The organism is Lapidilactobacillus concavus DSM 17758 (assembly GCF_001435835.1).
GTDB lineage: Bacteria > Bacillota > Bacilli > Lactobacillales > Lactobacillaceae > Lapidilactobacillus > Lapidilactobacillus concavus.
In genome coordinates this window covers 1-25,127 of sequence record NZ_AZFX01000029.1, presented here as the reverse complement: position 1 = coordinate 25,127, position 25,127 = coordinate 1, and the positions used below count along the sequence as shown (strand labels likewise).

Sequence of the window (25,127 nt, the reverse complement as noted above, 5' to 3'; positions counted from 1 at the left end):
TTCTCCTTTATTAAACAATCGGCGTTCTCAAACTATAATTAACACCTGCAGGGACAAAGACACGGAACTGGCTTTCTGCCGGCAATCGGACCCAGCCTAATCCGGCAATCACTAAGTCTTGTGCGGTTTTAGTCGTAAATTCATGTGCCTTAAATTCAGGAAGATGATCCGCATCGGTTGGTGGAACTAACAGTTTACCACGTTGACGTTGATAAAAATCATCCGCCGTCGCTGTTTTTGTACGGTGAACTAACAAGTTATTCTCCACGTAAACGATTAGACTACTGCGTTTACCCGCTAAAAAGTCAATGCGAACGAGACCACCTAAGAATAAAGTTTGTGGTGGCGTCAATTGAAAGACACGGGGCCGCAATTCATTCTGAGGACTGACGAAACGCAATTCTTTGGGACTGAGATAATGAGCCATCTGTGTGCCATTGATAATTCCTGGTGTATCAATCAAATAATGATCATTCGACAATGGAATCTGGATTTGATCAAGGGTCGTTCCGGGAAAACGCGAGGTGGTGATCACGTCGTTTTGGCCAGCTGTTTGCTTAATGATGGCATTGATCAAAGTAGACTTACCCACATTAGTCGTTCCCACGACATAGACATCTCTACCCTGGCGCTTCTTTTCGATTGTTGCGAGTAATTCATCGACTTGATAAAGTTTCTTTGCACTCGTCAATAACGTTGCAACTGGATGTAATCCTTGTTGCGCAGCTTGTTGCTGTAACCAATTTAAAATCTTTGGTCGGTGGACACTCTTCGGCAAGAGATCCGCCTTATTACCGACCAATACAACAGGATTATCACCGACAAAACGATGTAATCCAGGAATCACGCTACCGTCAAAGTCAAATAAGTCGACCACATTCACAATCAACGCCTTCTGCGCGCTCAACGAATTGAGCAGATCTGTAAATTCATGATCATCGATTGCGATATCAGTAATCTCATTATAATGGCGCAAACGAAAACAGCGTTGGCAATAAAAAACCTCATTGTGATCTGCTAACTGTTTTTTTAGGGAGCTTGCAGGAATATAACCCGCCAACTCTGGATCAGTGGTCTGTAATTTTGCACCACAACCAATACAATATAATTCATCTGTTATTTCAGTCATCTAAATGCTCCCGCCACGTTGTTTGTGGATTTTTTTGATAGTATTGGTTCATAATACGTGTTTCAAAGAAGCGATTGAGCTTAGTATTCCAACTATCTGTTTCGACAATTGGTCGTACCATGACAGTGCGAACACCCGCAAGGTGTCCAGCTTGAATATCTGTCAGTAATTGATCACCGACCATAATCGTTTGATCGGCATTCAAGTCAAAACGATATAAGGCTCGTTTAATGCCAAATGGCAGTGGCTTCAAGGCATTCCAAATAAACGGAATCCCCAGATCAGAAACGGCACGAGCGACCCGCTTCTTCTTATTATTCGAGACCACGATCACCTTGATGTGATTGTCATGCATGACTTCAAGCCAAGCTTTCAATTCTGCTGAATAATTTGGATCGTGCCACGCGATCAAAGTATTATCGAGATCAGTCAGAATCGCATTAATATGGTTTCGTTTTAATTCTGTCGGTGTTAAATTATAAATTCGATTCAACAACCAGTTAGGTTTAAAAAGTGCCATGATTCACCTCATTTGTATCCTATTATTATAAGGTAAAATGCGCTTAAGTACAAACACAATCAAATCTACAGACATTTTGGAGTAGATGTTGTACGCTAGAACCATCTTAAAAAGAAAGTTAGGCGATTCTCATGAAAGCATTTGGTATTCAGAACTATGGGCCACCCCGAGTCATTGAAGCATTCACTAAAGATGAGCCAATTCCGAAGGACAATCAAGTCAAAATCAAAGTCTCCGCGTTTGCGATCAATCCTTATGATGCTGCTTTACGGCGCGGCGATTTCAAAAACGAACGACAAGTCAAATTCCCATTTATTCTTGGTTCAGACTTGGTTGGACAAATCGTTGAAGTCGGCCCAGCCATCCAAAATTATCAGGTGGGCGATTTCGTGATTGACCATCGTAGCAGTGGTGCATACAGCGAATATGTCACTGCTGGCCCTGCGAAATTAATGCCACTTCCTGCAGGCCTACCGTTGGATAAAGCCGCTAGCTTACCAACGCCGGGAATTGCAGCATTTCAAGCTTGGCATAATTTTGCAACCATTACACCGGATGCGGTGATTGGCATCGTTGGTGTTGGCGGCGCAGTCGGTTCTTTGCTAGCTCAAATCGCACATCATGCTGGCCATCGCGTCATTGGAATTGCCAATAGCCGCCATCATGATTTTGCTCAGAAAATAAATATTGACCAATTTGCTGCGTATGATCAACCCTCCACTCAACAGCCGTGGCAAGATCAAGCTGATGTTGTCTTCAACGCCATTTTCAGTGGTGCCGATCACCGATTAAGCGAGCAGCTTGTCAAACCCGACGGCCAAGTCATTTACTTTAACGCACCAGTCGAAAATGACGTCTCGGCTGAAAAATCGTTCAACCAAACAATTGTTGGCTATCGACCGGAATTAAAAGACAAAGCCGCCTTTGACTTCTGGTCTCAATTTATCAGCGAACATCCCCTCGAATTAGCAGTTCAACGGACATTTAAATTCGAGCAAGACGCAATTATCGACGCACATCAACTCATCGAAGATCGTCACGAAGGCAAGTTAGTAGTCTGGGTGAATGCTTAAGCCGCCTTAAAGCCTAAGCAAAAGCCGTTATATTTGAGAGGTCAAATCTCGCTCAAACATAACGGCTTTTTTGTGGTTAATTAAGGTTGAAGATGATCGGTCAACAGATCACTCGGCAGTGATTCGAAAAACTACCAGGTGATGGTATCCGGATCAGTTGCCAGTCCAGCTTGACCATGAAAACCGTCAATCGTCTGCATATCTTCGGCAGTCAATTCGAAATCGAATAATTGCGCGTTTTCATTGATACGCTCTTGATGAACGGACTTAGGTAATGGTAGAAATCCGTGTTGTAAGCTCCATCTCAAGACAACTTGGGCAACCGTCTTTTGATATTTTGTGGCGATGTCTTGTAATTCGGCAATCTTGAAAATTTTACCCGTACCCAGCGGACTATAAGCTTCACTCAAAATATCATGCGCTTGATTATAGGCAGTCACTTCGGGTTGAAGATCACTCGGATTTAAGAAAATCTGATTAACCGTTGGCTTGATCGTCGCGGTTTTGAACAATTCATCCAAGTGTTGCGCACGGAAATTCGAAACACCAATCGCCCGGATTTTACCCGCCTGTACTGCTTCTTCCATTGCGCGCCATGACTCAGCGTTAGCTTCTTGCCAGTGATCACGTGTCGCAATTGGGTTAGGCCAGTGAATCAAATAAAGATCCAAGTAATCCAATCCAAGTTGCATCAATGAATAATCAATAGCCTGCTTGGCTGACTGATAACCGTGATCCTTATTCCAAAGCTTCGTCGTGATAAAGATCTCTTCACGAGGAATTCCACTCTTACGAATTCCTTGGCCAACACTCTCTTCATTGCCATAGGCAGTTGCGGTATCGATATGCCGATAACCAGCCTGTAACGCCGCAAGGACAGATGATGAAGCGACATTACCATCTGGTGTTTGCCATGTCCCGAAACCCACGATAGGAATTTTAACGCCATTATTCAAAGTATATGTGTCAGTTAAACTCATTTGATAGCCTCCATTTTTAAACTTAATGATGCAGTAAATGATATTGTTCCGTTAACCATCTCAGCCCAATTGGCAGGTAGGTATCCCAAAAGTGCCAATTGTGATCACCCGTTTGTTCACGATAGTCGAGTTTGTCCAAATATTGACGGGCAAAGGTATGAAAAGTCCGATTATTCTCTAACAAATGGTCGGAAGTTCCGATCAATTGAAAAAGTGGCAGTTGTCTAACCCGGCGATCGGCCACGAGATTAAGAAGATTGCTCTGACTATCCGCAAAATTCTCGCGATCACCAAAGATATGCTGGAAATTCTCGGCGCGATCGGCCCACGAGGCATCGATATCGAGTCGACCAGAAAAACTCACGGCGGCGCCAATTTGATCGGGACGACGTAACGCCCATTTGAAGGCACCATAGCCTCCCATCGATAGTCCAGCGACAAAGGTGTTTTGCTTTTTCAAATCTAAGTTAAGCCAAGTCTGCAAATACTTCGGCAATTCAACGGTGAGATAATCCCAATCATGCTCGCCATAATCGGTATTGGCATAATAACTGCGCCCAACATCTGGCATCACGATGACGAATGGATAATCGGCCGCATAACGTGCCAACGAACTATTAGTTAACCAACTCGCCTGATTATCGCCCATCCCATGCAACAAGAATAAGACCGGTTGATCTTTTTGTCGCTGTTCAGGCAGATACACATTGAATTGTGTTTGTTTCTGAAGACTTTGCGAGTAAAAATTAAACGACGCAATCGCCATAACATCACTCCTATTCGTTTTCTAGTATAGCATAATGCACCGCGAACATCAGTTGATGTGCCATCGAACGTGAGTGACTACTGGACAAAGTAGTCAAGATCATCTCGCTTGAGACAAAATAAAAAACAATGACTGAAAATAATCATTGTTTTGTTAATTATCTGTTATTTTAAAGCAGCTTTTGCTTGGTTAGCAACTTCTGTAAATGCAGCTGGATCAGTGACAGCAATATCAGCCAACATCTTACGGTTAATATCGATACCAGCTAATTTCAAGCCGTGCATCATTTTGCTGTAGCTTAACTCATTTGTACGAGCTGCAGCGTTGATCCGTGCGATCCATAACTTACGGAATTCGCGCTTCACTTGGCGACGATCACGGAATGCGTAACGATATGAGTTCATCAACTGTGTATGAGCTGATTTGAACAGTAAATGTTTAGCACCGCGATAACCTTTAGCTAATTTAAGAACTTTCTTACGACGTTTGCGAGTAACAGTACCGCCTTTTACACGTGGCATATTTAATTTCCTCCTTGAATACTTTCTGGCTAATTTAACAGGTCACAAGATTAACGTACTTGTGAAAGCATTTGACGAATACGACGCATATCGCTATTTGAAACCATACCTGGTTTGCTTAATTGACGACGTTGCTTCTTTGTTTTGCCATGGAAACGGTGGCTTGTGTACGCATGGCCTCGCTTTAATTGGCCACTTGCCGTTTTCTTAAAACGCTTTGCAGAAGCGCGATGTGTTTTTTGCTTTGGCATGATAAAATCCTCCTAAATTAATCTAATGTCGAATAAGGCTTTATTTATCGGCTTTGGGTGCCAACATTAAGAACATACTACGACCATCCATCTTAGGATGAGCTTCAACATTGGCAACATCAGCGGCTTGTTCAGCTAACTGTTCAAGTACTTTACGACCAACATCTTTATGGGTAATCGCACGTCCCTTAAACCGGATCGAAACCTTAACTTTATCACCCTTGCTTAAAAACTTACGTGCATTGTTAAGCTTAGTGTTAAAATCATTCTCACCAATTGATGGGCTTAAGCGAACTTCTTTGACGTTAACGACCTTTTGCTTCTTACGAGCTTCACGATCTTTCTTTTGCATCTCGAATCGATACTTACCATAGTCCATAATTTTTGCAACTGGTGGTTTAGCATTCGGCGAAACCAAAACTAAATCCAGACTCGCTTGATCTGCTAAGCGTACTGCCTCGGCCTTAAGCTTAACACCGAGTTGATCACCATTAGCACCGATCAAACGAACTTCGCGTGCTCGAATATTTTCATTGACTATTAAATCCTTTGCTATGGGAAGTCACCTCCAAATGTAGTTGACGATGTTTATCGTCAAAACCCATAAACGCAAAAAAACTGCGGGCACAAAAGCACCCGCAGCGTGAAAGTTCATCAGCAAATTAACTAACGTCTAAACCCAGAGGCTCTAAGCATGGGTGAGAAGCGGGAACTTCTGCTTAATTCAACTTAATTAGTATATCAACTCATTAACTACTTGTCAAGCTTAGCTTCAATACTTGAATTTGCTGATGTCGCTGTTGTCCGACTGTAATTATTCACGTCGGCTTCAACACTTTCAATAAATTCTTTCAATGGCTCGTGAGTCGCGTCTTTTTCACCGTAGCGACGAACTGAAACCGTCTGGTCGGCCAATTCTTGATCACCCACAACTAAGGTATAAGGCACTTTTTGCGTCTGTGCTTCACGAATCTTATAGCCCATCTTTTCATTACGAAGATCGGTCTTGACACGTAAGCCCTTGGCCGCCATTTGCTTCTGAATCGATTTAACATAATCAGTATGCAAATCTAAGTTAACAGGAATGACTTCGACCTGGACAGGTGCCAGCCAAGTTGGGAAGGCGCCTTTGTACATCTCCATCAAGTAAGCAGTGAAACGTTCCATCGTTCCAACGATACCACGATGCATCATGACTGGTCGGTGTTCTTGACCATCTGCACCCGTGTAGGTCAACTGGAATTTTTCAGGCAACATGAAGTCTAACTGAATCGTTGACATTGTTTCTTCACCGCCCATGGCTGTCTTGGTCTGGACGTCCAATTTAGGGCCATAGAACGCAGCCTCACCCTCAGCTTCATAGTAATCTAAGCCTAGATCGTCCATTGCTTGCTTCAACATCGTCTGCGCATTATTCCACATCTCATCATCATCAAAATACTTCTCAGTATTCGCAGGATCACGATAACTTAAACGGAAAGTATAGTCGGTGATATTGAAGTCATCGTAAACTTCCATCATCATCTTCAGCACACTCTTGAACTCGTCTTGGATTTGTTCTGGTGCTAAGAAGGTATGGCCATCATTCAGTGTCATTTCACGAACACGTTGGAGTCCAGATAAAGCCCCAGACTTTTCATAACGGTGCATCATGCCAAGTTCAGCAATGCGAATCGGTAATTCACGATATGAGCGATTGTGATGATTGTAAATTTGAATGTGTGAAGGACAATTCATTGGGCGCAATTCGAGGAATTCGCCATCACCCATATCCATTGGTGGAAACATGTCTTCACGATAATGTGCCCAGTGACCGGATGTCTTGTAGGCATTCAAGTTCATTAAGACCGGTGTATAAACATGTTGATAGCCATTAGCCACTTCTTTGTCGATGATATAACGTTCAACTACTCGACGAATCGTTGCCCCATTTGGCATCCAATAAGGCAAGCCGGCACCAACTTCAGGATCAACAAAGAATAGATCGAGATCACGTCCGATTGTTCGATGATCGCGTTCTTTGATCTCTTCACGACGCTTCAGATCAGCCTCTAGATCAGCAGCCTTAAAGAATGCCGTCCCGTAAATTCGTTGAAGCATCGGATTGCTTGACTTACCTTGCCAGTAAGCACCAGCAACTGATAATAATTCAAAGTGCTTTAATGGTGCCAAACTCTTGAGTAACGCGCGATCACCGAAGCTAACGTAATCGCCTAATTGATAAACTGCGATTTGAACCGCGTCTAAGGCGTTAATTAAAGACTCTTGGTAAGGATCATCTTTGAATTCAGCAAGCAAGTCGGTTTTATCAACCACACGACGCTCGATTGGTTGATTAGCCGAGATGACTTTACTCATTGCTTTTTTGATTTCAGGTAGTTCATTGACAGCCACTTGTCCGGCGGCACGATCGGTATCTAAGTAAAAGCCATCATCGTTGGCTTCATGTTCGCCAAAATGAATATCTTTGTGTAATTTTTTCAAGGCAGCGCCCAACACAAAAGCGGCCGTGTCACGTAAAACTGCTTGACCTTCGTCATCATCGCTGGTCAGAATTTGAAAATGGCCATCTTGAGTTAATGGTTGTTCAATATCAACGAGCGTCCCATTTAACTTACCCGCAACGGCCTTTTTTGCCAAACTACTAGCCAGGCTCTTCGCAACGGATAACGTTGTGGTGCCCGCCTCGAAATGACGTTCACTATTATCTGGAAATGTTAATGTAATTTCTGACAATTTAAATCCTCCTCAATCTTTACCAAAATTCAGCGTCTACCACAATGCCGACAAAAAAATCCCTAAGCCAACATGATTAACACAACCATGTTGACTTAGGGACGTTTATTTAACGCGGTTCCACCCGAATTCAGCTTCATTCTCCCGAACAAAACCCTCAAATTGATCGATAGAGAGATCAACCTCAGTCATTCGAAGTGGTCGCAAATTAGTGAATCGGAAAAGTTCTCAGCCAAGACTCTTCTCTCTAAACAATTCAGCTCAACCTGTGGTATCTTCAAGCATTATTAAAGCACAACTCTGCCGCGCGTGCAAGCACTATTCGACAGAAAAATATTTAGCAATCATTCAGAACACTATTCAGATAAAGGTGCCTGCCGTAAATTTGGGCCACTCATCTGATACTCGGTCGCAAGAAAATGAATGCGCTCCATGATCCTTGCAGATTTGATCTCATCAACGCCTTGATTAGTCTGGCTCAAATAATCCTGCAGCTCAGATGTGCTTAAATTTGACGTGAAGCAAGTCGTCAGTCTTTCTTGCATACGATACTGAAGGATCACACTTAAGACCTCATCCCTGATCCAAGGACTCAGCGCGTCTGCCCCAATATCATCAATCATTAATACAGGCGTCTGCTCGAGTGCTTGAAGTCGTTCCCAAACACGATGATCATTGATTGCTTGCTTCATTTGCACAGCAAAGGTTGGAAAATGAACCAGTGTACTCTGAATCCCATTTTTAGCCAAGTTGTTGGCCATCGCGCCTAATAAATAAGTCTTCCCTAATCCGAATGGGCCACTCAAATAAAGACCCTTAACATATGTCTCCGGCGATTCGCGCTGAACCAATTGCGTGGTTAAATCAATTGCAGCCTCAAACGCTGCGAGACGTCCTTCGAAGCGTTGCGAGTAATCATCGAATGTAATATCAGCTAAGTCTTTCGGCAGATTGACCGTTTGCACGCGCCGCGCTTGTGCAGCTTGACGACGTTCAATCACCAATTTAGACGTCGGTTGATAAATAACTTCAATATAGCCATGGTTCATTTGCAAAACAGGCTCATAGCCCGCTGCTGAAATCGTCTCCCGTCCTTCTTTAGCTTGCGCGGACTTGTGTGAGACAAACTCATAGATGGCGGTCGCGGATTTTTCAATCGTCTCTTCGCTGAATTCATTCTGATGCGTCCGTAAAAATGATTGGACATCCGCATCCGCTAAGGCATGATTGATCAACTCGCGATAACTCGTTGTGAACTGGTGTTGATCTAAATACTTCTGAAAAAACTCATTGATGTTTTGCATTTAATCACCTCGTTGCTGACTCGTCTTCTTCAAATTAGCTAGCTTCTCTGCAATTTGTTGCCGTCGCTTCGGATCATTCGTTGACTCAGACACTGACTGCTTCTCAGCAACTTGTGTCCCTTTCTTGAACCAATCCGGCGTCACGCCTGCAGCTTGTTGTGACTTTTGCGAACGATGCTGTTGCTTCAATGGGGCGGTTTGCTTTTTTGCTAAGTATTTCAGCGCCGTCTCTGGCGAGTTGATCCCTTGTTTAAGCCAATCTTGAGCAAAAGTATCGATCAGTGCCTGCGTCAAGGTCGTATAACTGTCCAGAATTGCATGCAACATGACATTAATCGTCGCGTCATCTAGAACCCCACGTTGCTGTAATTTTTTCACGTTACGATATTCATTTCCCGCGGCATACGAGTGTTGACGCAACTTTGTTTCCCTCAAAAAATCCGCCGGTGCTAACGTCTTAGCTTGTTTCAGCAAATCTAATTGTGTTTCGGAAAAGCCCTTGATCACCGATGGCTGCACTGGCTTTGGCTTCACACTGTCCACCTGTGATGCTGCTGGATTTAATTGTTGATATAAAGCTAAAGCTCGCTCTTCCAATTGATTGAAATTAATTTGGTTAGTTTCTAAATTCAAACTTCGACAAATCAATCGGGCAATATCGGTCACCGTAAATCCATAGAATCGTTGTAATCCATAGATATCATTTTTGTGATTTAAAATTTCGGATTCGGCGATCTGTTGATGTCCAACGAGTGCGATGAGCGTCTCCCAATCAAAACTAGCCAATTCTGCAGGACTGATCTGATTAATTGAAACATCTGCTTGCCTTTTTTTAGACCGCGCGGCCCCCGAACGAACTTCTTCGGGTGGAGAGAGTAAAGCAGTCGTCGACAAGTGGAATACGTCCAAAAAGCCGGCGGTGATTTCTTTTGCATCGGTTAAGTCAACTTCAGGCAATTCAAATTCACGTTGCAGCGACATAAACTTCGCCCTTGAGACCTTCTCCAATAGAAATGTGGCTAGAATCTCCTCTTGAAAGAACTTGTCTGGCACTAACGGCGCGAATAATTGATAAATTAAATAATCACCCAAGGTATCATGTTGTTGAAATGACTTGAGTAACCCACATGCTTCTAATTCTTGCCGCGCACGCAAAAAAGTTGGCGCATCTAAGCCAACTAAATCAAAGAGTCGAAAATGAGCCGCACGTTGTGAAATCAACTGTTGATCATTGACCTCACTCCACAACGTGAGATACAGCGTGAACGCATTAGTGTCTAAAAGCGGTTGATATAACTTTGTAAACACACGCTGCTTCAAATCGCTCCAATGATCCGCACGAATTAAAAAATAGCCAAGTTGTGGATCGATGGCTAAATTATTTTTCATGAGTGGCATCACTATCTTTCTCTCGTGCCATCATTTCTTGAACTTCTTTCATAAAGACATTCATATCCTTGAACTGCCGATAAACACTGGCAAACCGAATATAGGCGACATCATCGACTCCCGCCAAATATTTCATCACGAGTTCACCAATACCATCAGAACGAATTTCATTGTCACCCGTTTGTCGAATGTCATGCTCGATCTTATCAACAATCTCAGTCATTTGATCCATCGTCACTGGCCGTTTTTCGGCGGCTCGAACAAGCCCACGCATGATTTTTTCGCGATTGAACTCTTCGCGGGTTCCATTTTTCTTGATCACAAGTAATGGTGTTTGTTCGATTCGTTCAAACGTGGTAAACCGATAACCGCAATTCTCACATTCACGGCGTCGACGAATCGCACGTCCTTCATCTGCAGGACGACTATCAACGACTTTTAACGAATTATGATGACAACGTGGACACTGCATCGTACACACCTCATTTTCAACATTTAGTTACTCACATTATACTCCAACACTAGTTAGAGTGCGACCAGTTGCCAATCGATTGAGCACAATTGGCGAAACTCATGACATCAAGAAGGTTTGAAAATCATCACGGTCCCAAAGTTCGTCGAAGTTCTCCTGTAACTGCAACAAATTACCAGACGTATCCAAGATAAAATCGGCGCGCGACAATCGTTGCTCACGGCTGAGCTGCGCAGTGATCCGCTGCTTTGCTTCATCGATTGTGAGATGATCTCTCATCATCACGCGTTTCACTTGCAACTCTAGCGGGATATCTACGTCCAAAACGGCGTCACAGATTGTTTCGTAATTCATCTCGTAAAGCAAAGGAATCATGACCACAACTAACGGATAGCCTTGTGCTCGATAAGCAGCACTTTGATTGATTATCTCTTGACGAATCCGTGGCTGGATCACAGCATTCAAGCGATTGAGTTGGGACGAATCACTAAAAACAAGACGCCCCAATTTTGAACGATCTAACTCACCCGCTGCATTTAAAATCGTTGTGCCAAATAACGCCACGATTTCGGCCAATCCAGGTTGGCTTTTTTGGACAACTTGTCGTGCAACTTGGTCGGCATCGATTAAAACGGCTCCGCGTGCCTGAAACAACTGACCGACGGCCGTTTTCCCGGCGGCGATCCCACCGGTCAATCCTAAAACTTTTGTCATTGTGCTACTCCATTTCATTGATACTTGGCAGCGGTTGGCAATGGGGACAAAAATGTGTGCCACGTCCGTCAAGCTTGATCTTCTGAATAAGATGACCACATCGCTCACACGGTTGACCCTGACGTCCATAGACGTGCAGATCAAATTGAAATTGCCCTTGCTGACCTTGGGCATCAACGTAACTGCGAATGGTCGTTCCACCATGGTCGATTGCAAGTTGCAACTCAAACTTGATCTGATCATGTAGCAACTGTGCTTGTTCAAGCCTTAGTTGGTCTGCTGGTAATTGCGGATTGAGTCGACTCAGCCAAAGGACTTCATCCACGTAAATATTACCCAGTCCTGTGACTGCATGTTGATCTAACAGAACGGGTTTCAAGGCTTTATGATGGCGACTTAACGCTTCCAACAATTGTTCAGCTGTAAATTCCGGGCTAAACGGTTCTGGGCCCAGTGTTTTGAGACCCCCAACCTGATTTTCAGTGCCGGTTTCAACCAACTGCATGCGACCAAATTTACGGACATCTTGATATTGCAGATTGACGCCTTGATCAAAACTGAAAACAACATGGACATGCTTATTATCTGGCACAGCCGTGTCGCGAACGAAATATTTTCCCTCCATCCGCAAATGGCTGATCATCGTCAAATCACGGTCAAAGCGAAAGAGCAAATATTTACCGCGACGATCAATTGTTTCAAGCCGATGGCCAATTAGACGTGTGACGAAAAGCTCGGGTTCGCCAACAATGATTTTTGGATAAACGACGGACACACCCGTAATTGTTCTACCTTGGATCAAAGGTAGTAAGGAACGACGAACGGTCTCGACTTCTGGTAATTCTGGCACACTCAGATCCCCTTCACGTATTTTTTAAGGCTACTTTTTGCTTGATCAGACCAATAGTCGACTTGAAAATGATGAGCTTAATTATTTCTTAACATCATACCAAGTCTTGCCATGACCGCTCTCAACAATCAATGGCACATCTAAGCTGACTGCAGAATCCATGACCTCGGGAACAATTCGTTCGAGTCTCGGAATTTCAGTAACAGGGGCCTCAAAAATCAATTCATCATGTACTTGCAATAGCATCTTTGCCTGTAAGCCTTCTTGCCGCAGGCGATCTTGCATATTGATCATCGCGACTTTGATAATATCTGCCGCACTTCCTTGAATTGGCGTATTCATAGCCGTACGTTCCGCAAAAGAACGCAAATTATAATTCTTAGAATTAATATCTGGCAAATAACGACGTCGATGCATAATCGTTTCGACATAGCCTTGCTTCTCAGCGGTCGCCACAATATTGTCAATATACGCCTTGACATCAGGATACTGCTCGAAATAAGCCGCAATAAAGGTAGCCGCTTGCTTTCGCGTGATCCCTATATTTTTCGACAGACCATAATCGCTGATACCATAGATGATACCGAAGTTTGTTGACTTCGCTTGACGCCGCATATCTGGCGTTACCTGGCTGGGATCATCCAATCCGAAAATCTTCATGGCAGTATTGGCATGAATATCGAACCCCCGCTTAAAAGCAGCCTGCATATTCTCATCGCCGGAAACATGGGCAAGCACGCGTAATTCGACCTGCGAATAGTCGCTAGAAAAAATCTCCCAATCTGGATGACTTGGCACAAAAGCCTGTCGAATTTTACGTCCTTCAGGCAGTCGCACCGGAATATTTTGCAAATTAGGATCCACTGAAGACAAACGTCCAGTCTGAGTCAGGGTCTGTAAATAACGCGTGTGCACCTTATGATCTGGATGAATGACTTTCAGCAAGCCATTGATATAAGTCGATTGGATCTTCGAAATCTGCCGATAAGTCAAGATTCTTTGAATAATTGGATGTGCGTTTTGCAGTTGTTCTAGAACCTCGACGGACGTTGAATAACCCGTCTTATTTTTCTTGATGACCGGTAAATTAAGTTCATCGAACAAGACGACCCCCAACTGTTTCGTCGAATTGATATTAAATTCATGTCCAGCATCTTCGTAGATTTGTGTCTCAATATCGGATAAAGTCTGACTAAAATCAACACGCATTTGTTTGAGTCGTTGACTATCAACAGTGATCCCCGCAAGTTCCATCTGCGCGAGCACCATTGCGAGTGGCGCCTCAATTTCATCATAAAGTTGATCTTGATCATTCTCTTTCAGTTGTTGAACTAATTGCGAACGTAACTCGAAAATAGCCCGTGCCTTTCGACAAAGGTGTTCCCCCAACACCTGATAATCCGTTGGTGCGGCTCGTTTCACGCCTTTACCATAAACTTCGAGATCGGTTTGAACTTGTGTGTAACCATATTGTTGTGCCAAGATGCCTAGATCATTGCTATTATCATTGGTATCCAACAAATAAGACGCCAACAGTAAGTCAAAAGTCATCCCTTCGATCGAGACCCCCAAACGCGCGAGTAAGACCTTGGTCTTCTTGCTATCAAAAACGGCTTTTTCTTGTTTGGGGTCTTCCAGCCAGTGTTTCAGCTCAGGTGCAGCAAGTAATCCTAGATCATCACTGTAATACCACTGTTCATCAGTCCCAAAGGCGAAGCCAATTGGCGTTTCCAAATGATAGTTGTCTCCCAGAATGTCAATGACAAAACTGCGACTCGCTTGGGTTGAGGACAAGGCGGTGGCTAAATTAGTTTGTGTTAACTCAAGGCACGGAATTGATGGCCAACTTTCAACCGTTGTCTCCTCGCCCGCATCCTTGAATTGTGGTAGTTTAGCAAGCTTCGACTTGAAATTCATTTGTTGATAAAACTTGACGAGTGCCTCTTGATCAGGATCTTTCCGCTTCGTATCTGCAATCGAGATGGTCAGCGGCGCTCGCACATTGATCGTCGCAAGTTCCTTACTTAGGAAAGCTTGATCTCGATCGTTGATCAAGTTCTCCTTCAGCTTACTCTTCTTCATCTTGTCGACGTGCTCGTAGAGTGCTTCAATGCTGCCATACTCGCCGATCAACTTCAGCGCAGTCTTTTCACCAACTTTGGTGACTCCGGGATAGTTATCTGAATTGTCCCCCATTAACCCCTTAAGATCGATGACCTGCGTTGGCGTGATGCCCAACTTTTCCTGTAGATGTTCAGGGGTGTAGATTTCTAGATCATTGACACCTTTAACCGTGACTTTCACCGTCGTATTCTCACTGGTCAACTGGGTTAAATCACGGTCACCCGTCACGACAACGACTGGCATTTGACCCGCCATTTCTGCCGCTAGCGTGCCAATAATGTCATCTGCTTCATAATCAGCCAATTGATAATGGGCAATGCCATAAGCGTCCAAAAGCTCGCCAAAGTATGGCATTTGTTCAGATAATTCTGCCGGTGTTTTACTTCGGGTTCCCTTATATTCGGTAAATAATTTCGTTCGAAAAGTTGTTTTACCTGCATCGAATGCGACTAACATGTGGGTTGGCTGCTCGCTTTCGAGTAGATTATCCAGCATGTTACTAAACGTATACAACGCGTTCGTATGCAAGCCTTCCTGGTTCGTGAAGCAATCCAATGAATTATGCAGTGCAAAAAAAGCACGAAAAGCTAAACTATTTCCGTCCAATAATAATAATTTTTGATTCTGCTCAGTTTGTGCCATAACAGCCTCCATGATGATGCGTTAGTTTCATTTTAGCAGAGAAAACGTTGAAACAAAAATATGCGGTGTGCATTCGCCAACTAATTTTTTCAAAGTGTGTGTGTTATCGTGCCATGATGTTTCGAAGACAAAAAAACTACAACTCAAATCTTCGTTGTAGTTAAATCGACCAAATTAGTCCAATCATCTTAAAAATTAAAAAGTTATTTCTGAATGAGCGCCTTAAAGGCATCCTCATACTTCTGAATATCTCCTGCACCCATAAAAACAATCACTGCGCCACTTTCATCAAGTAGTGGGCTCATATCATCAAGATGGATCACGCGCCCGCCACGGCTAATTTCTGCGCCTAAATCAGCACTCGAAATATTGCCGGCATGTTCACGCACCGACCCAAAGATCTCTGTGAGGTAGACTTCGTCGGCTAAGTTCAAGCTCTTCGCAAATCCAGGCAACAGTGCCTGGGTCCGTGAGTAAGTATGTGGCTGAAAGACGGCAACAATTTTTTTATTTGGATATTTCTGACGTGCGGCATCAATCGTCGCCTTAATTTCAGAAGGATGATGCGCGTAGTCATCGATAATGGTGTATTGCTTGATATCGGTCTCGCTGAAACGGCGCTTCACACCCTTGAAGGTAAGCAACTCTGCCGCTACTTCTGTCATCGACAATCCTTCTAAATAGCTCACACCAATTACTGCGAGACTATTCAGGATATTATGCTGGCCAAAGAGACGAATCTCAAAATGCCCTAAATTCTGGCCATGATGCTGCACATCAAACGCTGAGCCTTCGTCCGTACGGTTAATATTGATGGCTTGAAAATCATCGCTATCTTTCAAACCATAATAGTAGACGGGAACGTCTGCCTTTAAATCACGTAAGTTAGGATCATCGCCCCATGCAAAAATCCCCTTTTTCGTCTGATTAGCCTCAGATTGGAAAGCGGTCACGACATCATTTAAGTCCTGATAGTAATCTGGATGATCAAAGTCAACATTAGTCATAATGGTGTAGTCTGGATGATAAGCCAAGAAATGACGGCGATATTCATCCGCTTCATAGACAAAGAATTTAGCATCTTGAACACCTTTACCCGTGCCATCCCCAATCAGATAAGAAGTTTTTGCAACGCCACTCAGCACGTGGGCCAATAACCCTGTGGTGCTCGTTTTACCATGCGTCCCGGAAACACCGATGCTCGTATAACCGGCTAACAATTCGCTCAAGAAATCTGGGTAACTAACAACCGTGTCGCCTTGTGCTTTAGCAGCAACAACTTCCGGATGATCATCTGGGAATGCATTCCCTTTGATATAAATCCAGCCTGGTTTCACATTGTCAGCACTGAATGAGTACATTGGAATCCCCGCTTGTGCCAATGGTGTCTGTGTGAATGTGAATTGATCGATATCGGAGCCCGCCACTTCGTAGCCCAAATCATTTAAGATCAACGCAAGTGCACTCATCCCTGAGCCTTTGATTCCAATAAAATATACTTTTTTATTTGTCTCTGTCATTTTTTTATCTCCAAAATCCGATTTCTGTCGCTGAACCCTTATTAATATTGTGCAGAATAATCTTGGTTAAAATCAAATGCCGTACCAGCTTGACTTGCAGCATCCAAGACTAAAATGCCATGACGTTGTGGCGCGTTTGGCAAGCCCAATTCTCTGGCGCTGCAGATCATGCCAAAACTTTCAACACCACGCAGCTTACCTGGCCAAATTAATTTGCCATCTGGCATCATTGCGCCAACTCGAGCAACAACAACTTTTTGGCCCGCACCAATATTGGGAGCGCCGCAAACGATCTGTAACTTTTCATTGCCAAGATCGACCTGGGCAATGTGCAAATGATCAGAATCTGGATGAGCAACAAGTGTTTCAACGGCACCCACAACAAATTTAGGTTCGTGGTCTGCCTCGATCTGAACCGATGCGCCATTGATCTCAAGCGCGTGATTCACTTGTGCGACTTGCTGATCATCAAGAAAAACTTGACCATCGCCAATCAAATGCTCAACATAATTAGAAGCATTAAAAAGATTAACGCCGACCAACTGTTGATTGTCTTGGCGTGTGATTTTTGCGACGTCACCATGAATTTCAACGTCTTGTTCGGCATTGGTCGCCTGTCCTGTGAGCATCATCAATACATCACCTAAGGCTGTCGGATTGTAGCTTGAAATCAGCAATCGAAAAACTTCCTTTTATTTAATTTTTATCATTTTAAAAGATATCAAAAATAAGCATGCACGATTTTTTCAATCAACAGAAGAGTTGATCGAGTCAAACGCACACGCTTTATATTGTATGATAGTTCAATTCATTTTTAAAGTCTTAGTTTGCGAAAGCTAGATTATTAATGAAACTTTCAATTTCTTGCTTCGTCTTGCGATCCCCGTTCACGAAACGACCAACTTCCTTGCCATCTTCGTAGGCCACAAAACTTGGAATTCCCATGATGTGTAGCTCTTGCGCTAATTCCATGTATAAGTCGCGATCAACTTCAATAAAGTTCAGGTCAGGATATTCTGCGTCGATTGCGGGCATCTGTGGTTTGATGAAACGGCAATCCCCACACCATGTCGCAGTAAAGACTAATAGAGTTTTACCCTTAGCCGTAATACTAGCAAGATCTTTATTTTCAAATTCATCTAATTGTTTCATATTTGCTTCCTCCTGTCATCTTTCACTATCATAAGCTATCTTTTTGTAAGGGTCAATCAAATGATTTTGATTCCGCAAACGGATTTAAAAGGAGGACTTTGGTTGCTCATCTCGACAAAACAGCGTATCCTAGAAAGCAGTAGACATCAATTATTTTGGGTGATGGAGGATCTAGCAATGGATGAGACAACCAAAAAGATTATCAAATATGCTTCATACGGGTTTATTCAGGGCATGACGATTGGATTGACGAGCGCATTTTGCTGGCATCGTTACATGAAACGTTTGCCGAATGAACTCCTCGCTGAAATCAAGAAATTATTTTTGCGTGAAGGCCGCATTGAAGGTTCTTGGATCGAATCATCGCCAAGAATAACGACTTGGCAAGATGAGTACCGTCTCGTCTTCGTCGGTGGTATTACGCGTCGCGAGAATGAACAACTCGTGCAATATCAATTCATGTTTGATGCACGCAGTAAGGAATTACTCGAATTAGAAAAAGTCGAATAAGCAATTGTTCTTGTTATCAAGCCTATTTGAGGCGAAGTCAAAGGCTCGAGTCCACAACTTCATGTGGATCCGAGCCTTTTTATTTTCATTCTTGAGCAGCTTTGGCAAGAGTCAAGAAGTCATCGATGAAATTCCTCTTGACGCCTGACGCACTCGCCTACTTTGCTGCTTCTTTTTTGACCTTGATTGGCACCTCAACCACAAATTTAACACCATCGGTTAAATTACGAATTTTTTGAAAGAGCAAGATCACCCAACCGAAGGCAACCACAAAACTGATAATTTCAAACGCAGTCAACGACAAATAACCAACCAGCTGAAAAGCAATCTCGCAGATTAATAAGAAGACGCCTAGAACATACGAGGTTAGCAGAAATTCCTTGGAGACTGCCGGCAATAACCAGCGAATGCCAATAATCAAAGCCAACATTAAATAGACTAATAGAAAGGCTAACCGATCATGTAAGACGTGGAAGTTTGCGTCGTTGGGAAAGACACCGACCGCGCCTAAATCGAGTGCAGTAGCCGTCAACAATCCTCGCAACAAATTAATCTTCCAGGACCTCGGAACGCTTTCTTGTAATGAGACAAATAAATAATCAATCAACGCCACCATGATCAACGCGGAAAAAACGAGTGTGAAATTAAATTGCCAACCATTTTTGGCAAGGTGCGTGCCTAGAAAACTTAAATTATATTGCCACCAACGATTGGTGCCGTTATCTGCCATCGAGATTGCAACGCCACTCACAATTGTCACTGTGAACAGTGTCGTTAGCATCGATGAATCAAGGTTGATTGCCGCAAGTGCCATCACATAATTGATCATAAAGGCAAAAATCAAAAAGATGCCACTTGATGTCATCAAGTCAAACGAAACACCAACAAAAACTTGTCCCATCAACCAAGAGATACCAAGCAAGGTTAGCCCTAAAATCAACAAAAAGGCCATGACGATCACTGGAAAATTACGCCAATAGATTCGATTCGATGCAGCAGTTGAATCAGCACGACGGCTCTTAATGAAAAACGTTGTAAACACAATTGTGCCAACAAAGACATTCGCGATGATCAACCAACTCGCAATCGAATATTCTCCACTGATTGGGACTTGTTTGACATTTCTAATTGATGCTACGAGCCAAAAAATGATTGTCGCAATCACTGCCGGAATACCTGCCCATAATTCAAGTTGACGTTGTAACTTATTCTTATCTGGATCAACCGCTCGAATCGTCGCGCTGTCACCTTTCACGGTTAGCTCAACTGCCGTCTCTGCGGATAAGTTCAAGCTATCGACCACTTTTTCTGGTAATTCTAATTGGTACCTCGCCCGTTGTTTCAATTTCTCACCTCTCAAAACTTACCCTAACAAATCAAAGCCCGTTAGCAAAGCTAAAATGTTCGTGCAGACTCATAATGTGCATCGAGCGCATAAATAACTTGTCCCTTTGCAGCAAATTTTTGTTCATACTCGGTTTCAATATTCGTTGCTTGGCGTTCACTCTGATGCAGATCCAACGAAATAAAATCAAATTGCCAGTGGTTCTGATTTAAGCTCATCAACGAATACTCAAAGAGTCCTTGATTATCAGTTTTAAACCGTAATTGCCCAGTTTCCGGTAAGATCTCTTGATATTGCGTCAGAAAACTCGAATAAGTCAACCGCCGTTTCGCATGTTTTGTCTTTGGCCATGGGTCTGAAAAATTCAAATACAAATTCCGGATCTCATTGACGACGAAATAGTTCGTCAGATCCGCACCGTCCGCCAAGAAAAGTTGCAGATTTGGCAGCTTAAGTTCCAACTGCTTTTTCAAAATCATGCCGATTGCAGGTGTTTGTAGCTCCATTGCAATATAGTTAATTTCAGGATGAGCTTGCGCCATACCGATGATAAATTGCCCCTTACCTGAGCCGATTTCAAGTTCAATCGGTAACTCCGGATTTTCGAAACGCGCTGCCCAATGGCCTGCTAAATTGGAAGTCTCGGCTGTGACAATGGCTTGTGGATGAGCTGCAATTAATTCTAGTGCCCACGGTTTATTTCTTAAACGCATCTATAATTAATTTCCCTTCTGTTTCCGTTGTAATCTAAACGGTAAATAAGCTTGTGTGAATCCCACAACAACGATCAAGGCGGCTACAATGATCAGCCAGCCCCAGAGCTGCCCCTGAAAACTGATCACGAGTGCCATGCTATCAAGTCCCCACTCGACCAATAACGTTTGTCGTAATAATTTCGAAAATGCATGACGTTGCTTGTGTGGGTCGATTGGGTAAATCTGCGTCAAAGCATGATGATCATAATGATGGTAAAGTGGCAATAATTGATAACCTGTTAAAAATAAGAAGATCAAAAGGATGAGGAGTAAAATGACTGGTTGGCGAATCACAAAAATCAGTAATAAACTCACGATGCAAAATCGCAACCAAATATTGCCATAATCTGTCCGCCGTATCAACGCGCGACTATATAAATATTGATAAGCCATTGAATTTTTACCAGCGATTAGCTTCAAGACACCGTCCAACCAACGCCGACGTTTAATCTTTCCACTTATACCCGGTATGTCCACGAATAAATTATAGAAACGGTTAATCACGGATTGGCGTTGGCTTTCTTGAGCAATCGCATTTTGCCACAGCAAATGCCGAGAAACAAGCTGGTGCGCAAGCCATACTTGTGCAAAAATCGATGCCACCAACGTCAACAAGGCAAAGAGCCAACCCCAGCCATACACACCAACCAAAATTCCAACGGTAGAGAAGCTCCAAAAAATGAATTCCCATTGTCGTTTCAGGGAAGGCTCAAAATCATATCGTTCAGCAAGTTGGATTGAGAGTTGCACATCCTTCAAGCGTAGCAAGGCAACCAATACCAATAACCAGTTCCACCAGTTAATCCAGGTCGCACGCAATGCAAACGGCGTGAGTACACCAACAATTGCCAATATCGCGATGAATGGCACCAACAAGCTATAAATCCTTGTATGATTCAGATAGCTTCGCAATTCGTGTTCAGCAGGCAAAAGAAAAACCTGGTCGGCCGGTCTTAACAAGGTCGCCAAACGTCCAGTAGTGAGGCTTAAAAGCAAAATGGGTAATAGAACCAGTGGCCCCCACCAAACCGGTGTGGTGATTAATCTGAGTCGTTGACTGTACCAATAGGCCAATGCACCGGCCAGAAAAATCAAAGCAATCATCAAATGATCATTGAAAACATACTGCAAATATTTACCCTGCTTTAACAGATGGCGTCTGCGTCGTGTCGGCCATAAATCGTCAAACTTATGCATCGCCATTCTCCCTTGCCATCTGTAAGTAAATCTGGTCGATATTCTCGTCGCTGACGCCAAATTCGCTGGCTAGTTCTGACACAGTCCCATCAGCACGGATTTCGCCATGATTGAGCAGGATAAACCGATCCGCCTGTGCCTTTGCGGTCGCTAACACGTGTGTGGTCATCAAAACCGATTTGTTTTCGGATTTCTTGTCTGCTATTAATTCCAATAAATGATGGACTGCTAATGGATCGAGGCCAGTAAATGGTTCATCAATGATTAAGAGATCCGCTTCGGTCATGAATGCATTAACGATCATCACCTTTTGTTGCATCCCTTTGGAGAAATGTGTTGGAAACCAGTCTAGCATTTGGTCGAGCCGGAATCGTTTCAACAACGCATTTGCTTTTTGCCAGGCAATCGTTGCATCCAGCTGGTAGGCCATAATCGTCAATTCAAGATGTTCCTTCAAGGTTAACTCTGGATACAAAATTGGCGTTTCAGGGACGAAAGCAATTTGTTGCCGATAATGAATTGGATCATCGATTAAACTCTGACCATTCAATGTGATCACACCACTTTTTGGTTGCAGAAGTCCCAAGATGTGCTTGATTGTTGTCGACTTACCCGCACCATTAAGCCCGATCAATCCGACGACTTCGCCGTTTGCCACCTCAAAGCTAACTTGTTTTAAAATATTCAGGTGCTGATACCCACCTGTTAGATTCTCCACTTTTAACATGAGCGATTCCTTCCGAATGACATTCGTTTTTGTTTACGATGCTATTTCATAGTATAATGATAACATGACTTGTCTCTTAATGAGTACAACTATTGAAGGTGAATTTAATGGACGATTGTATTTTTTGTAAAATTATTCAGGGAGATATTCCTAGTATCAAAGTTTTTGAAGATGACACGGTGATCGCGTTTCTAGATATTTCACAGACTACACCAGGTCATACCTTGCTAGTTCCTAAGCAACATGTGCAAGATATCTTTGCCTATGATGCTGATCTGGCCGCACAAGTCTTTCAGCATGTTCCTCGAATTGCGCGTGCACTCCGCGCTGCTTTTCCAGAAATGACTGGATTAAACATCTGCAATAATAATGGTGAAGTCGCCTATCAATCTGTGATGCACTCGCACATTCATTTTATTCCGCGCTACGCCTCAACAGATGATTTCAATATCCATTTTGGTGATCACACTTCCCAATACACCACTGATCAATTGCAGGTGATTGGCGCAAAAATCAAGCAACAATTGGAGGTTAATTAATGAGTAAACACGATTTTAAACATGGGCTGATTCTAGGCGCTGTATTAGGTACTGCTTACACCATCTATCAACGAACAAAGGCAACGTCCGCGACAACGGCTGTTGACACAATCGAACTCAAACATGATACAAAACTGGTCACTCAGAACTTCAGTGAGTTTCAACACGCGCTCAAACACCTTAAACACGAAATTGAGTTGACCTTGCAGCCAACAACAAAAGCGATTCAACAAGACATCAGTGAATTCCAATTCCAAGTGGAACCTCGCCTTGAACGACTGAAACAATTATCGAGCGACCTGGAATCTTCAGTGACTGAACAATCTGAAAAACAATAGTTTACCAGCATTTACGAATTATTTATGTTTATCGTATGAAGAATTAACCTGTAACTCATGAAGGTTCTGTTAAATTATCCGTATGCGTTTTAATTATCGACTAAGTATGTTATATTACTAAGGTTGAGTTAATCAGAAAAACTAATAGGATGTGGATTAAATATCATGAAGAACACCATGAAAAAACTTGTCCTTGCGGCTGCTAGTATCGTTGCAGTTGCAACATTGGCAGGTTGTAGCAGTAAAACCGTCGTTTCAATGAAGGGCGGTAAGATTACCCAAGACGAGTATTACAAGGAAATGAAGAAGTCGACTTCAGGCCAATCAACCTTGCAAACCTTGATTATTACTAAAGCTTTGGAAAACCAATATGGTAGCAAAGTTTCAAAAGCTAAAGTCACTAAAGAATATAACTCGTTCAAGAAACAATATGGCACTAATTTCTCTTCTGTCTTAGCAAGTAATAGTCTAACTGCAAGCCAGCTTAAAGAGAACATTCGGACCAACATGTTGACTGAAGCTGCCTTAAAAGCAAACAAGAAGATTACTAGCAAAAAACTTGCCGCTCAATGGAAGACCTACGAGCCAAAAGTTGAAGTACAATATATCTTGTCTAAAACAAAAGCCGATGCTGAAGCAGTTATCAAACAATTAAACGCTGGTGAAGACTTTGCCAAGGTTGCTAAAGCTAAGTCAATTGACAAAACCACGAAGAACAATGGTGGTAAGTTAGGCACGAAGTTTGATGATACTGATACGTCACTCAACTCTGATTTCAAAGCTGCAGCATTCAAGTTAAAGACCGGTGAATACACGAAGACACCTGTTAAGACCAGCGATGGTTACCAAGTTATTCGTATGATCAATAACCCTGGTAAGGGCAAGATGTCAGATCACACCGCCGACTTGAAGAAACGTATTTACAATACTTGGCTTTCCGACTCAACGGTCATGCAACAAGTGCTTGCCAAAGTCATCAAGAAAGCAAATGTTGATATCAAAGATAGCGATTTGAAAAACGTTCTTTCTAGCTACACAAGCGCATCATCAAGTGCTAAATAGTTTTACCGATATCAACAACTAAAACACACGAAGCAAGGCGATCACAATTGCCTTGCTTTTTTGTTCGGCTAAAATTCCATCACTTAGGTCATCTCACCTACCCCATCTTCAAACTTCGACAGTCGTGAATAATCATTGATGCGTTTTTTTGCCGATTATTTCAATAAATCACACAAAAATGTGTTTTTTAAAGAAAACGTTACCATTTTTGTGTGATTTATGGTATAAATAAGTGGTCAAGAACAATTCACTGTCAATTATCGTGATTGAGCTGATCTTGACTTGCCAACGCCCATCCTCAGTGAGGCGTTGGCTTTATAATGACTAAGTTACTTCCAAAAGATTCATCTTACCGATCTGATTAAATACTTTAATATTTATTATTATGTGTGATAATACCACAAGCAATTGATCAATCGATATGAAAAAAAGCGTAACTGTTTAAATGAAGTGCTTGAAGTGCTTCATAATTGTTAGACAAACAGTCTAATGATTGTGAGGCACTTTTTGT

At 42.9% G+C, this 25,127-nt stretch carries 26 protein-coding genes and 1 other annotated feature; of the genes, 5 read left to right on the top strand and 21 right to left on the bottom strand.

Annotated elements, in window-relative coordinates:
- Nucleotides 1-10 precede the first annotated feature (10 nt).
- The gene (yqeH, locus tag FC15_RS02865) at nucleotides 11-1,129 is read right to left on the bottom strand and encodes a ribosome biogenesis GTPase YqeH (protein ID WP_057823781.1); all 1,119 of its coding nucleotides are present in this window, start codon (nucleotides 1,127-1,129) and stop codon (nucleotides 11-13) included.
- A complete protein-coding gene (locus FC15_RS02860) occupies nucleotides 1,122-1,649 on the bottom strand; it encodes a YqeG family HAD IIIA-type phosphatase (RefSeq protein ID WP_235803317.1) in 528 nt (175 codons plus the stop codon). The genes yqeH and FC15_RS02860 overlap by 8 nt, the downstream gene beginning before the upstream one ends.
- Nucleotides 1,650-1,780: 131 nt before the next feature.
- On the opposite strand from FC15_RS02860, the gene FC15_RS02855 reads away from it, so the two are divergent.
- Nucleotides 1,781-2,722 (top strand): NADP-dependent oxidoreductase, encoded by a 942-nt coding sequence (locus tag FC15_RS02855; protein WP_057823777.1) that lies wholly within the window; start codon nucleotides 1,781-1,783, stop codon nucleotides 2,720-2,722.
- A gap of 131 nt (nucleotides 2,723-2,853) precedes the next feature.
- Here FC15_RS02855 and FC15_RS02850 read toward each other — a convergent pair whose 3' ends face one another.
- The 15 genes from FC15_RS02850 to FC15_RS02780 form a co-directional block, all read right to left on the bottom strand.
- A complete protein-coding gene (locus FC15_RS02850; RefSeq protein WP_057823775.1) occupies nucleotides 2,854-3,702 on the bottom strand; it encodes an aldo/keto reductase in 849 nt (282 codons plus the stop codon).
- A gap of 22 nt (nucleotides 3,703-3,724) precedes the next feature.
- Complete coding sequence (locus FC15_RS02845; protein ID WP_057823773.1) at nucleotides 3,725-4,468, bottom strand: alpha/beta hydrolase; 744 nt, start codon at nucleotides 4,466-4,468, stop codon at nucleotides 3,725-3,727.
- Between the two features lie 164 nt (nucleotides 4,469-4,632).
- Nucleotides 4,633-4,989: a 50S ribosomal protein L20 gene (gene rplT, locus FC15_RS02840; RefSeq protein WP_057823771.1), complete on the bottom strand. Its 357-nt coding sequence runs from the start codon at nucleotides 4,987-4,989 to the stop codon at nucleotides 4,633-4,635.
- Nucleotides 4,990-5,039: 50 nt separating this feature from the next.
- Nucleotides 5,040-5,240, bottom strand: a complete 201-nt coding sequence (rpmI, locus tag FC15_RS02835) for a 50S ribosomal protein L35 (protein WP_057823769.1) — start codon at nucleotides 5,238-5,240, stop codon at nucleotides 5,040-5,042.
- Between the two features lie 40 nt (nucleotides 5,241-5,280).
- The gene (gene infC, locus FC15_RS02830; RefSeq protein ID WP_235803318.1) at nucleotides 5,281-5,796 is read right to left on the bottom strand and encodes a translation initiation factor IF-3; all 516 of its coding nucleotides are present in this window, start codon (nucleotides 5,794-5,796) and stop codon (nucleotides 5,281-5,283) included.
- A 50-nt stretch (nucleotides 5,797-5,846) separates the two neighbouring features.
- Nucleotides 5,847-5,967 (bottom strand) — a sequence feature (ribosomal protein L20 leader region).
- A 26-nt stretch (nucleotides 5,968-5,993) separates the two neighbouring features.
- Nucleotides 5,994-7,976, bottom strand: coding sequence for a threonine--tRNA ligase (gene thrS, locus FC15_RS02825; RefSeq protein ID WP_057823764.1), 1,983 nt, complete (start codon nucleotides 7,974-7,976; stop codon nucleotides 5,994-5,996).
- Nucleotides 7,977-8,332: 356 nt separating this feature from the next.
- A complete protein-coding gene (dnaI, locus tag FC15_RS02820) occupies nucleotides 8,333-9,280 on the bottom strand; it encodes a primosomal protein DnaI (RefSeq protein WP_057823762.1) in 948 nt (315 codons plus the stop codon).
- Nucleotides 9,281-10,669 (bottom strand): DnaD domain protein, encoded by a 1,389-nt coding sequence (locus tag FC15_RS02815; protein WP_146979133.1) that lies wholly within the window; start codon nucleotides 10,667-10,669, stop codon nucleotides 9,281-9,283.
- Nucleotides 10,659-11,141 (bottom strand): transcriptional regulator NrdR, encoded by a 483-nt coding sequence (nrdR, locus tag FC15_RS02810; RefSeq protein WP_057823758.1) that lies wholly within the window; start codon nucleotides 11,139-11,141, stop codon nucleotides 10,659-10,661. The genes FC15_RS02815 and nrdR overlap by 11 nt, the downstream gene beginning before the upstream one ends.
- A 99-nt stretch (nucleotides 11,142-11,240) precedes the next feature.
- Nucleotides 11,241-11,855, bottom strand: coding sequence for a dephospho-CoA kinase (gene coaE, locus FC15_RS02805; protein ID WP_057823755.1), 615 nt, complete (start codon nucleotides 11,853-11,855; stop codon nucleotides 11,241-11,243).
- Between the two features lie 4 nt (nucleotides 11,856-11,859).
- Nucleotides 11,860-12,705 (bottom strand): DNA-formamidopyrimidine glycosylase, encoded by an 846-nt coding sequence (gene mutM / locus FC15_RS02800; protein ID WP_057823754.1) that lies wholly within the window; start codon nucleotides 12,703-12,705, stop codon nucleotides 11,860-11,862.
- 81 nt (nucleotides 12,706-12,786) lie between these two features.
- Nucleotides 12,787-15,471 carry a DNA polymerase I gene (gene polA / locus FC15_RS02795; RefSeq protein ID WP_057823752.1) on the bottom strand — a complete coding sequence of 895 codons (2,685 nt, stop codon included), beginning with the start codon at nucleotides 15,469-15,471 and terminating at the stop codon, nucleotides 12,787-12,789.
- 203 nt (nucleotides 15,472-15,674) lie between these two features.
- On the bottom strand, nucleotides 15,675-16,991 hold the full coding sequence (gene murC, locus FC15_RS02790; RefSeq protein ID WP_057823750.1) for a UDP-N-acetylmuramate--L-alanine ligase: 1,317 nt from the start codon (nucleotides 16,989-16,991) through the stop codon (nucleotides 15,675-15,677).
- A gap of 41 nt (nucleotides 16,992-17,032) precedes the next feature.
- On the bottom strand, nucleotides 17,033-17,668 hold the full coding sequence (gene ytpR, locus FC15_RS02785) for a YtpR family tRNA-binding protein (protein WP_057823748.1): 636 nt from the start codon (nucleotides 17,666-17,668) through the stop codon (nucleotides 17,033-17,035).
- 145 nt (nucleotides 17,669-17,813) lie between these two features.
- On the bottom strand, nucleotides 17,814-18,143 hold the full coding sequence (locus tag FC15_RS02780; RefSeq protein ID WP_057823746.1) for a thioredoxin family protein: 330 nt from the start codon (nucleotides 18,141-18,143) through the stop codon (nucleotides 17,814-17,816).
- 177 nt (nucleotides 18,144-18,320) lie between these two features.
- Between FC15_RS02780 and FC15_RS02775 the strand changes: the two genes are divergently transcribed.
- On the top strand, nucleotides 18,321-18,653 hold the full coding sequence (locus FC15_RS02775) for a hypothetical protein (RefSeq protein WP_057823744.1): 333 nt from the start codon (nucleotides 18,321-18,323) through the stop codon (nucleotides 18,651-18,653).
- Nucleotides 18,654-18,810: 157 nt separating this feature from the next.
- Here FC15_RS02775 and FC15_RS02770 read toward each other — a convergent pair whose 3' ends face one another.
- The 4 genes from FC15_RS02770 to FC15_RS02755 are packed head-to-tail and all read right to left on the bottom strand — an operon-like array spanning nucleotide 18,811 to nucleotide 22,677.
- On the bottom strand, nucleotides 18,811-19,998 hold the full coding sequence (locus FC15_RS02770; protein ID WP_057823742.1) for a DUF998 domain-containing protein: 1,188 nt from the start codon (nucleotides 19,996-19,998) through the stop codon (nucleotides 18,811-18,813).
- Between the two features lie 50 nt (nucleotides 19,999-20,048).
- Entirely contained in the window at nucleotides 20,049-20,711 is a 663-nt protein-coding gene (gene trmB, locus FC15_RS02765) for a tRNA (guanosine(46)-N7)-methyltransferase TrmB (RefSeq protein ID WP_057823740.1), read from the bottom strand.
- Nucleotides 20,712-20,717: 6 nt separating this feature from the next.
- On the bottom strand, nucleotides 20,718-21,950 hold the full coding sequence (locus FC15_RS02760) for an ABC transporter permease (protein WP_057823738.1): 1,233 nt from the start codon (nucleotides 21,948-21,950) through the stop codon (nucleotides 20,718-20,720).
- Nucleotides 21,943-22,677, bottom strand: a complete 735-nt coding sequence (locus FC15_RS02755) for an ABC transporter ATP-binding protein (RefSeq protein ID WP_057823736.1) — start codon at nucleotides 22,675-22,677, stop codon at nucleotides 21,943-21,945. The genes FC15_RS02760 and FC15_RS02755 overlap by 8 nt, the downstream gene beginning before the upstream one ends.
- 107 nt (nucleotides 22,678-22,784) lie before the next feature.
- On the opposite strand from FC15_RS02755, the gene FC15_RS02750 reads away from it, so the two are divergent.
- The 3 genes from FC15_RS02750 (at nucleotide 22,785) to FC15_RS02740 (ending at nucleotide 24,616) form a co-directional block, all read left to right on the top strand.
- Nucleotides 22,785-23,216, top strand: coding sequence for an HIT family protein (locus FC15_RS02750; protein WP_057823734.1), 432 nt, complete (start codon nucleotides 22,785-22,787; stop codon nucleotides 23,214-23,216).
- On the top strand, nucleotides 23,216-23,554 hold the full coding sequence (locus FC15_RS02745) for a hypothetical protein (RefSeq protein WP_057823732.1): 339 nt from the start codon (nucleotides 23,216-23,218) through the stop codon (nucleotides 23,552-23,554). Before FC15_RS02750 ends, FC15_RS02745 begins: the two co-directional genes overlap by 1 nt.
- A gap of 177 nt (nucleotides 23,555-23,731) precedes the next feature.
- Nucleotides 23,732-24,616, top strand: coding sequence for a peptidylprolyl isomerase (locus FC15_RS02740; RefSeq protein ID WP_057823801.1), 885 nt, complete (start codon nucleotides 23,732-23,734; stop codon nucleotides 24,614-24,616).
- Nucleotides 24,617-25,127: the final 511 nt, after the last annotated feature.

Bases quoted from the DNA above. Each gene is read 5' to 3' on its own strand.
- yqeH (WP_057823781.1), bottom strand. From the start codon at position 1,129: ATGACTGAAATAACAGATGAATTATATTGTATTGGTTGTGGTGCAAAA.
- FC15_RS02860 (WP_235803317.1), bottom strand. From the start codon at position 1,649: ATGGCACTTTTTAAACCTAACTGGTTGTTGAATCGAATTTATAATTTA.
- FC15_RS02855 (WP_057823777.1), top strand. From the start codon at position 1,781: ATGAAAGCATTTGGTATTCAGAACTATGGGCCACCCCGAGTCATTGAA.
- FC15_RS02850 (WP_057823775.1), bottom strand. From the start codon at position 3,702: ATGAGTTTAACTGACACATATACTTTGAATAATGGCGTTAAAATTCCT.
- FC15_RS02845 (WP_057823773.1), bottom strand. From the start codon at position 4,468: ATGGCGATTGCGTCGTTTAATTTTTACTCGCAAAGTCTTCAGAAACAA.
- rplT (WP_057823771.1), bottom strand. From the start codon at position 4,989: ATGCCACGTGTAAAAGGCGGTACTGTTACTCGCAAACGTCGTAAGAAA.
- rpmI (WP_057823769.1), bottom strand. From the start codon at position 5,240: ATGCCAAAGCAAAAAACACATCGCGCTTCTGCAAAGCGTTTTAAGAAA.
- dnaI (WP_057823762.1), bottom strand. From the start codon at position 9,280: ATGCAAAACATCAATGAGTTTTTTCAGAAGTATTTAGATCAACACCAG.
- FC15_RS02815 (WP_146979133.1), bottom strand. From the start codon at position 10,669: ATGAAAAATAATTTAGCCATCGATCCACAACTTGGCTATTTTTTAATT.
- nrdR (WP_057823758.1), bottom strand. From the start codon at position 11,141: ATGCAGTGTCCACGTTGTCATCATAATTCGTTAAAAGTCGTTGATAGT.
- coaE (WP_057823755.1), bottom strand. From the start codon at position 11,855: ATGACAAAAGTTTTAGGATTGACCGGTGGGATCGCCGCCGGGAAAACG.
- polA (WP_057823752.1), bottom strand. From the start codon at position 15,471: ATGGCACAAACTGAGCAGAATCAAAAATTATTATTATTGGACGGAAAT.
- murC (WP_057823750.1), bottom strand. From the start codon at position 16,991: ATGACAGAGACAAATAAAAAAGTATATTTTATTGGAATCAAAGGCTCA.
- FC15_RS02780 (WP_057823746.1), bottom strand. From the start codon at position 18,143: ATGAAACAATTAGATGAATTTGAAAATAAAGATCTTGCTAGTATTACG.
- FC15_RS02775 (WP_057823744.1), top strand. From the start codon at position 18,321: ATGGATGAGACAACCAAAAAGATTATCAAATATGCTTCATACGGGTTT.
- trmB (WP_057823740.1), bottom strand. From the start codon at position 20,711: ATGCGTTTAAGAAATAAACCGTGGGCACTAGAATTAATTGCAGCTCAT.
- FC15_RS02760 (WP_057823738.1), bottom strand. From the start codon at position 21,950: ATGCATAAGTTTGACGATTTATGGCCGACACGACGCAGACGCCATCTG.
- FC15_RS02755 (WP_057823736.1), bottom strand. From the start codon at position 22,677: ATGTTAAAAGTGGAGAATCTAACAGGTGGGTATCAGCACCTGAATATT.
- FC15_RS02750 (WP_057823734.1), top strand. From the start codon at position 22,785: ATGGACGATTGTATTTTTTGTAAAATTATTCAGGGAGATATTCCTAGT.
- FC15_RS02745 (WP_057823732.1), top strand. From the start codon at position 23,216: ATGAGTAAACACGATTTTAAACATGGGCTGATTCTAGGCGCTGTATTA.
- FC15_RS02740 (WP_057823801.1), top strand. From the start codon at position 23,732: ATGAAAAAACTTGTCCTTGCGGCTGCTAGTATCGTTGCAGTTGCAACA.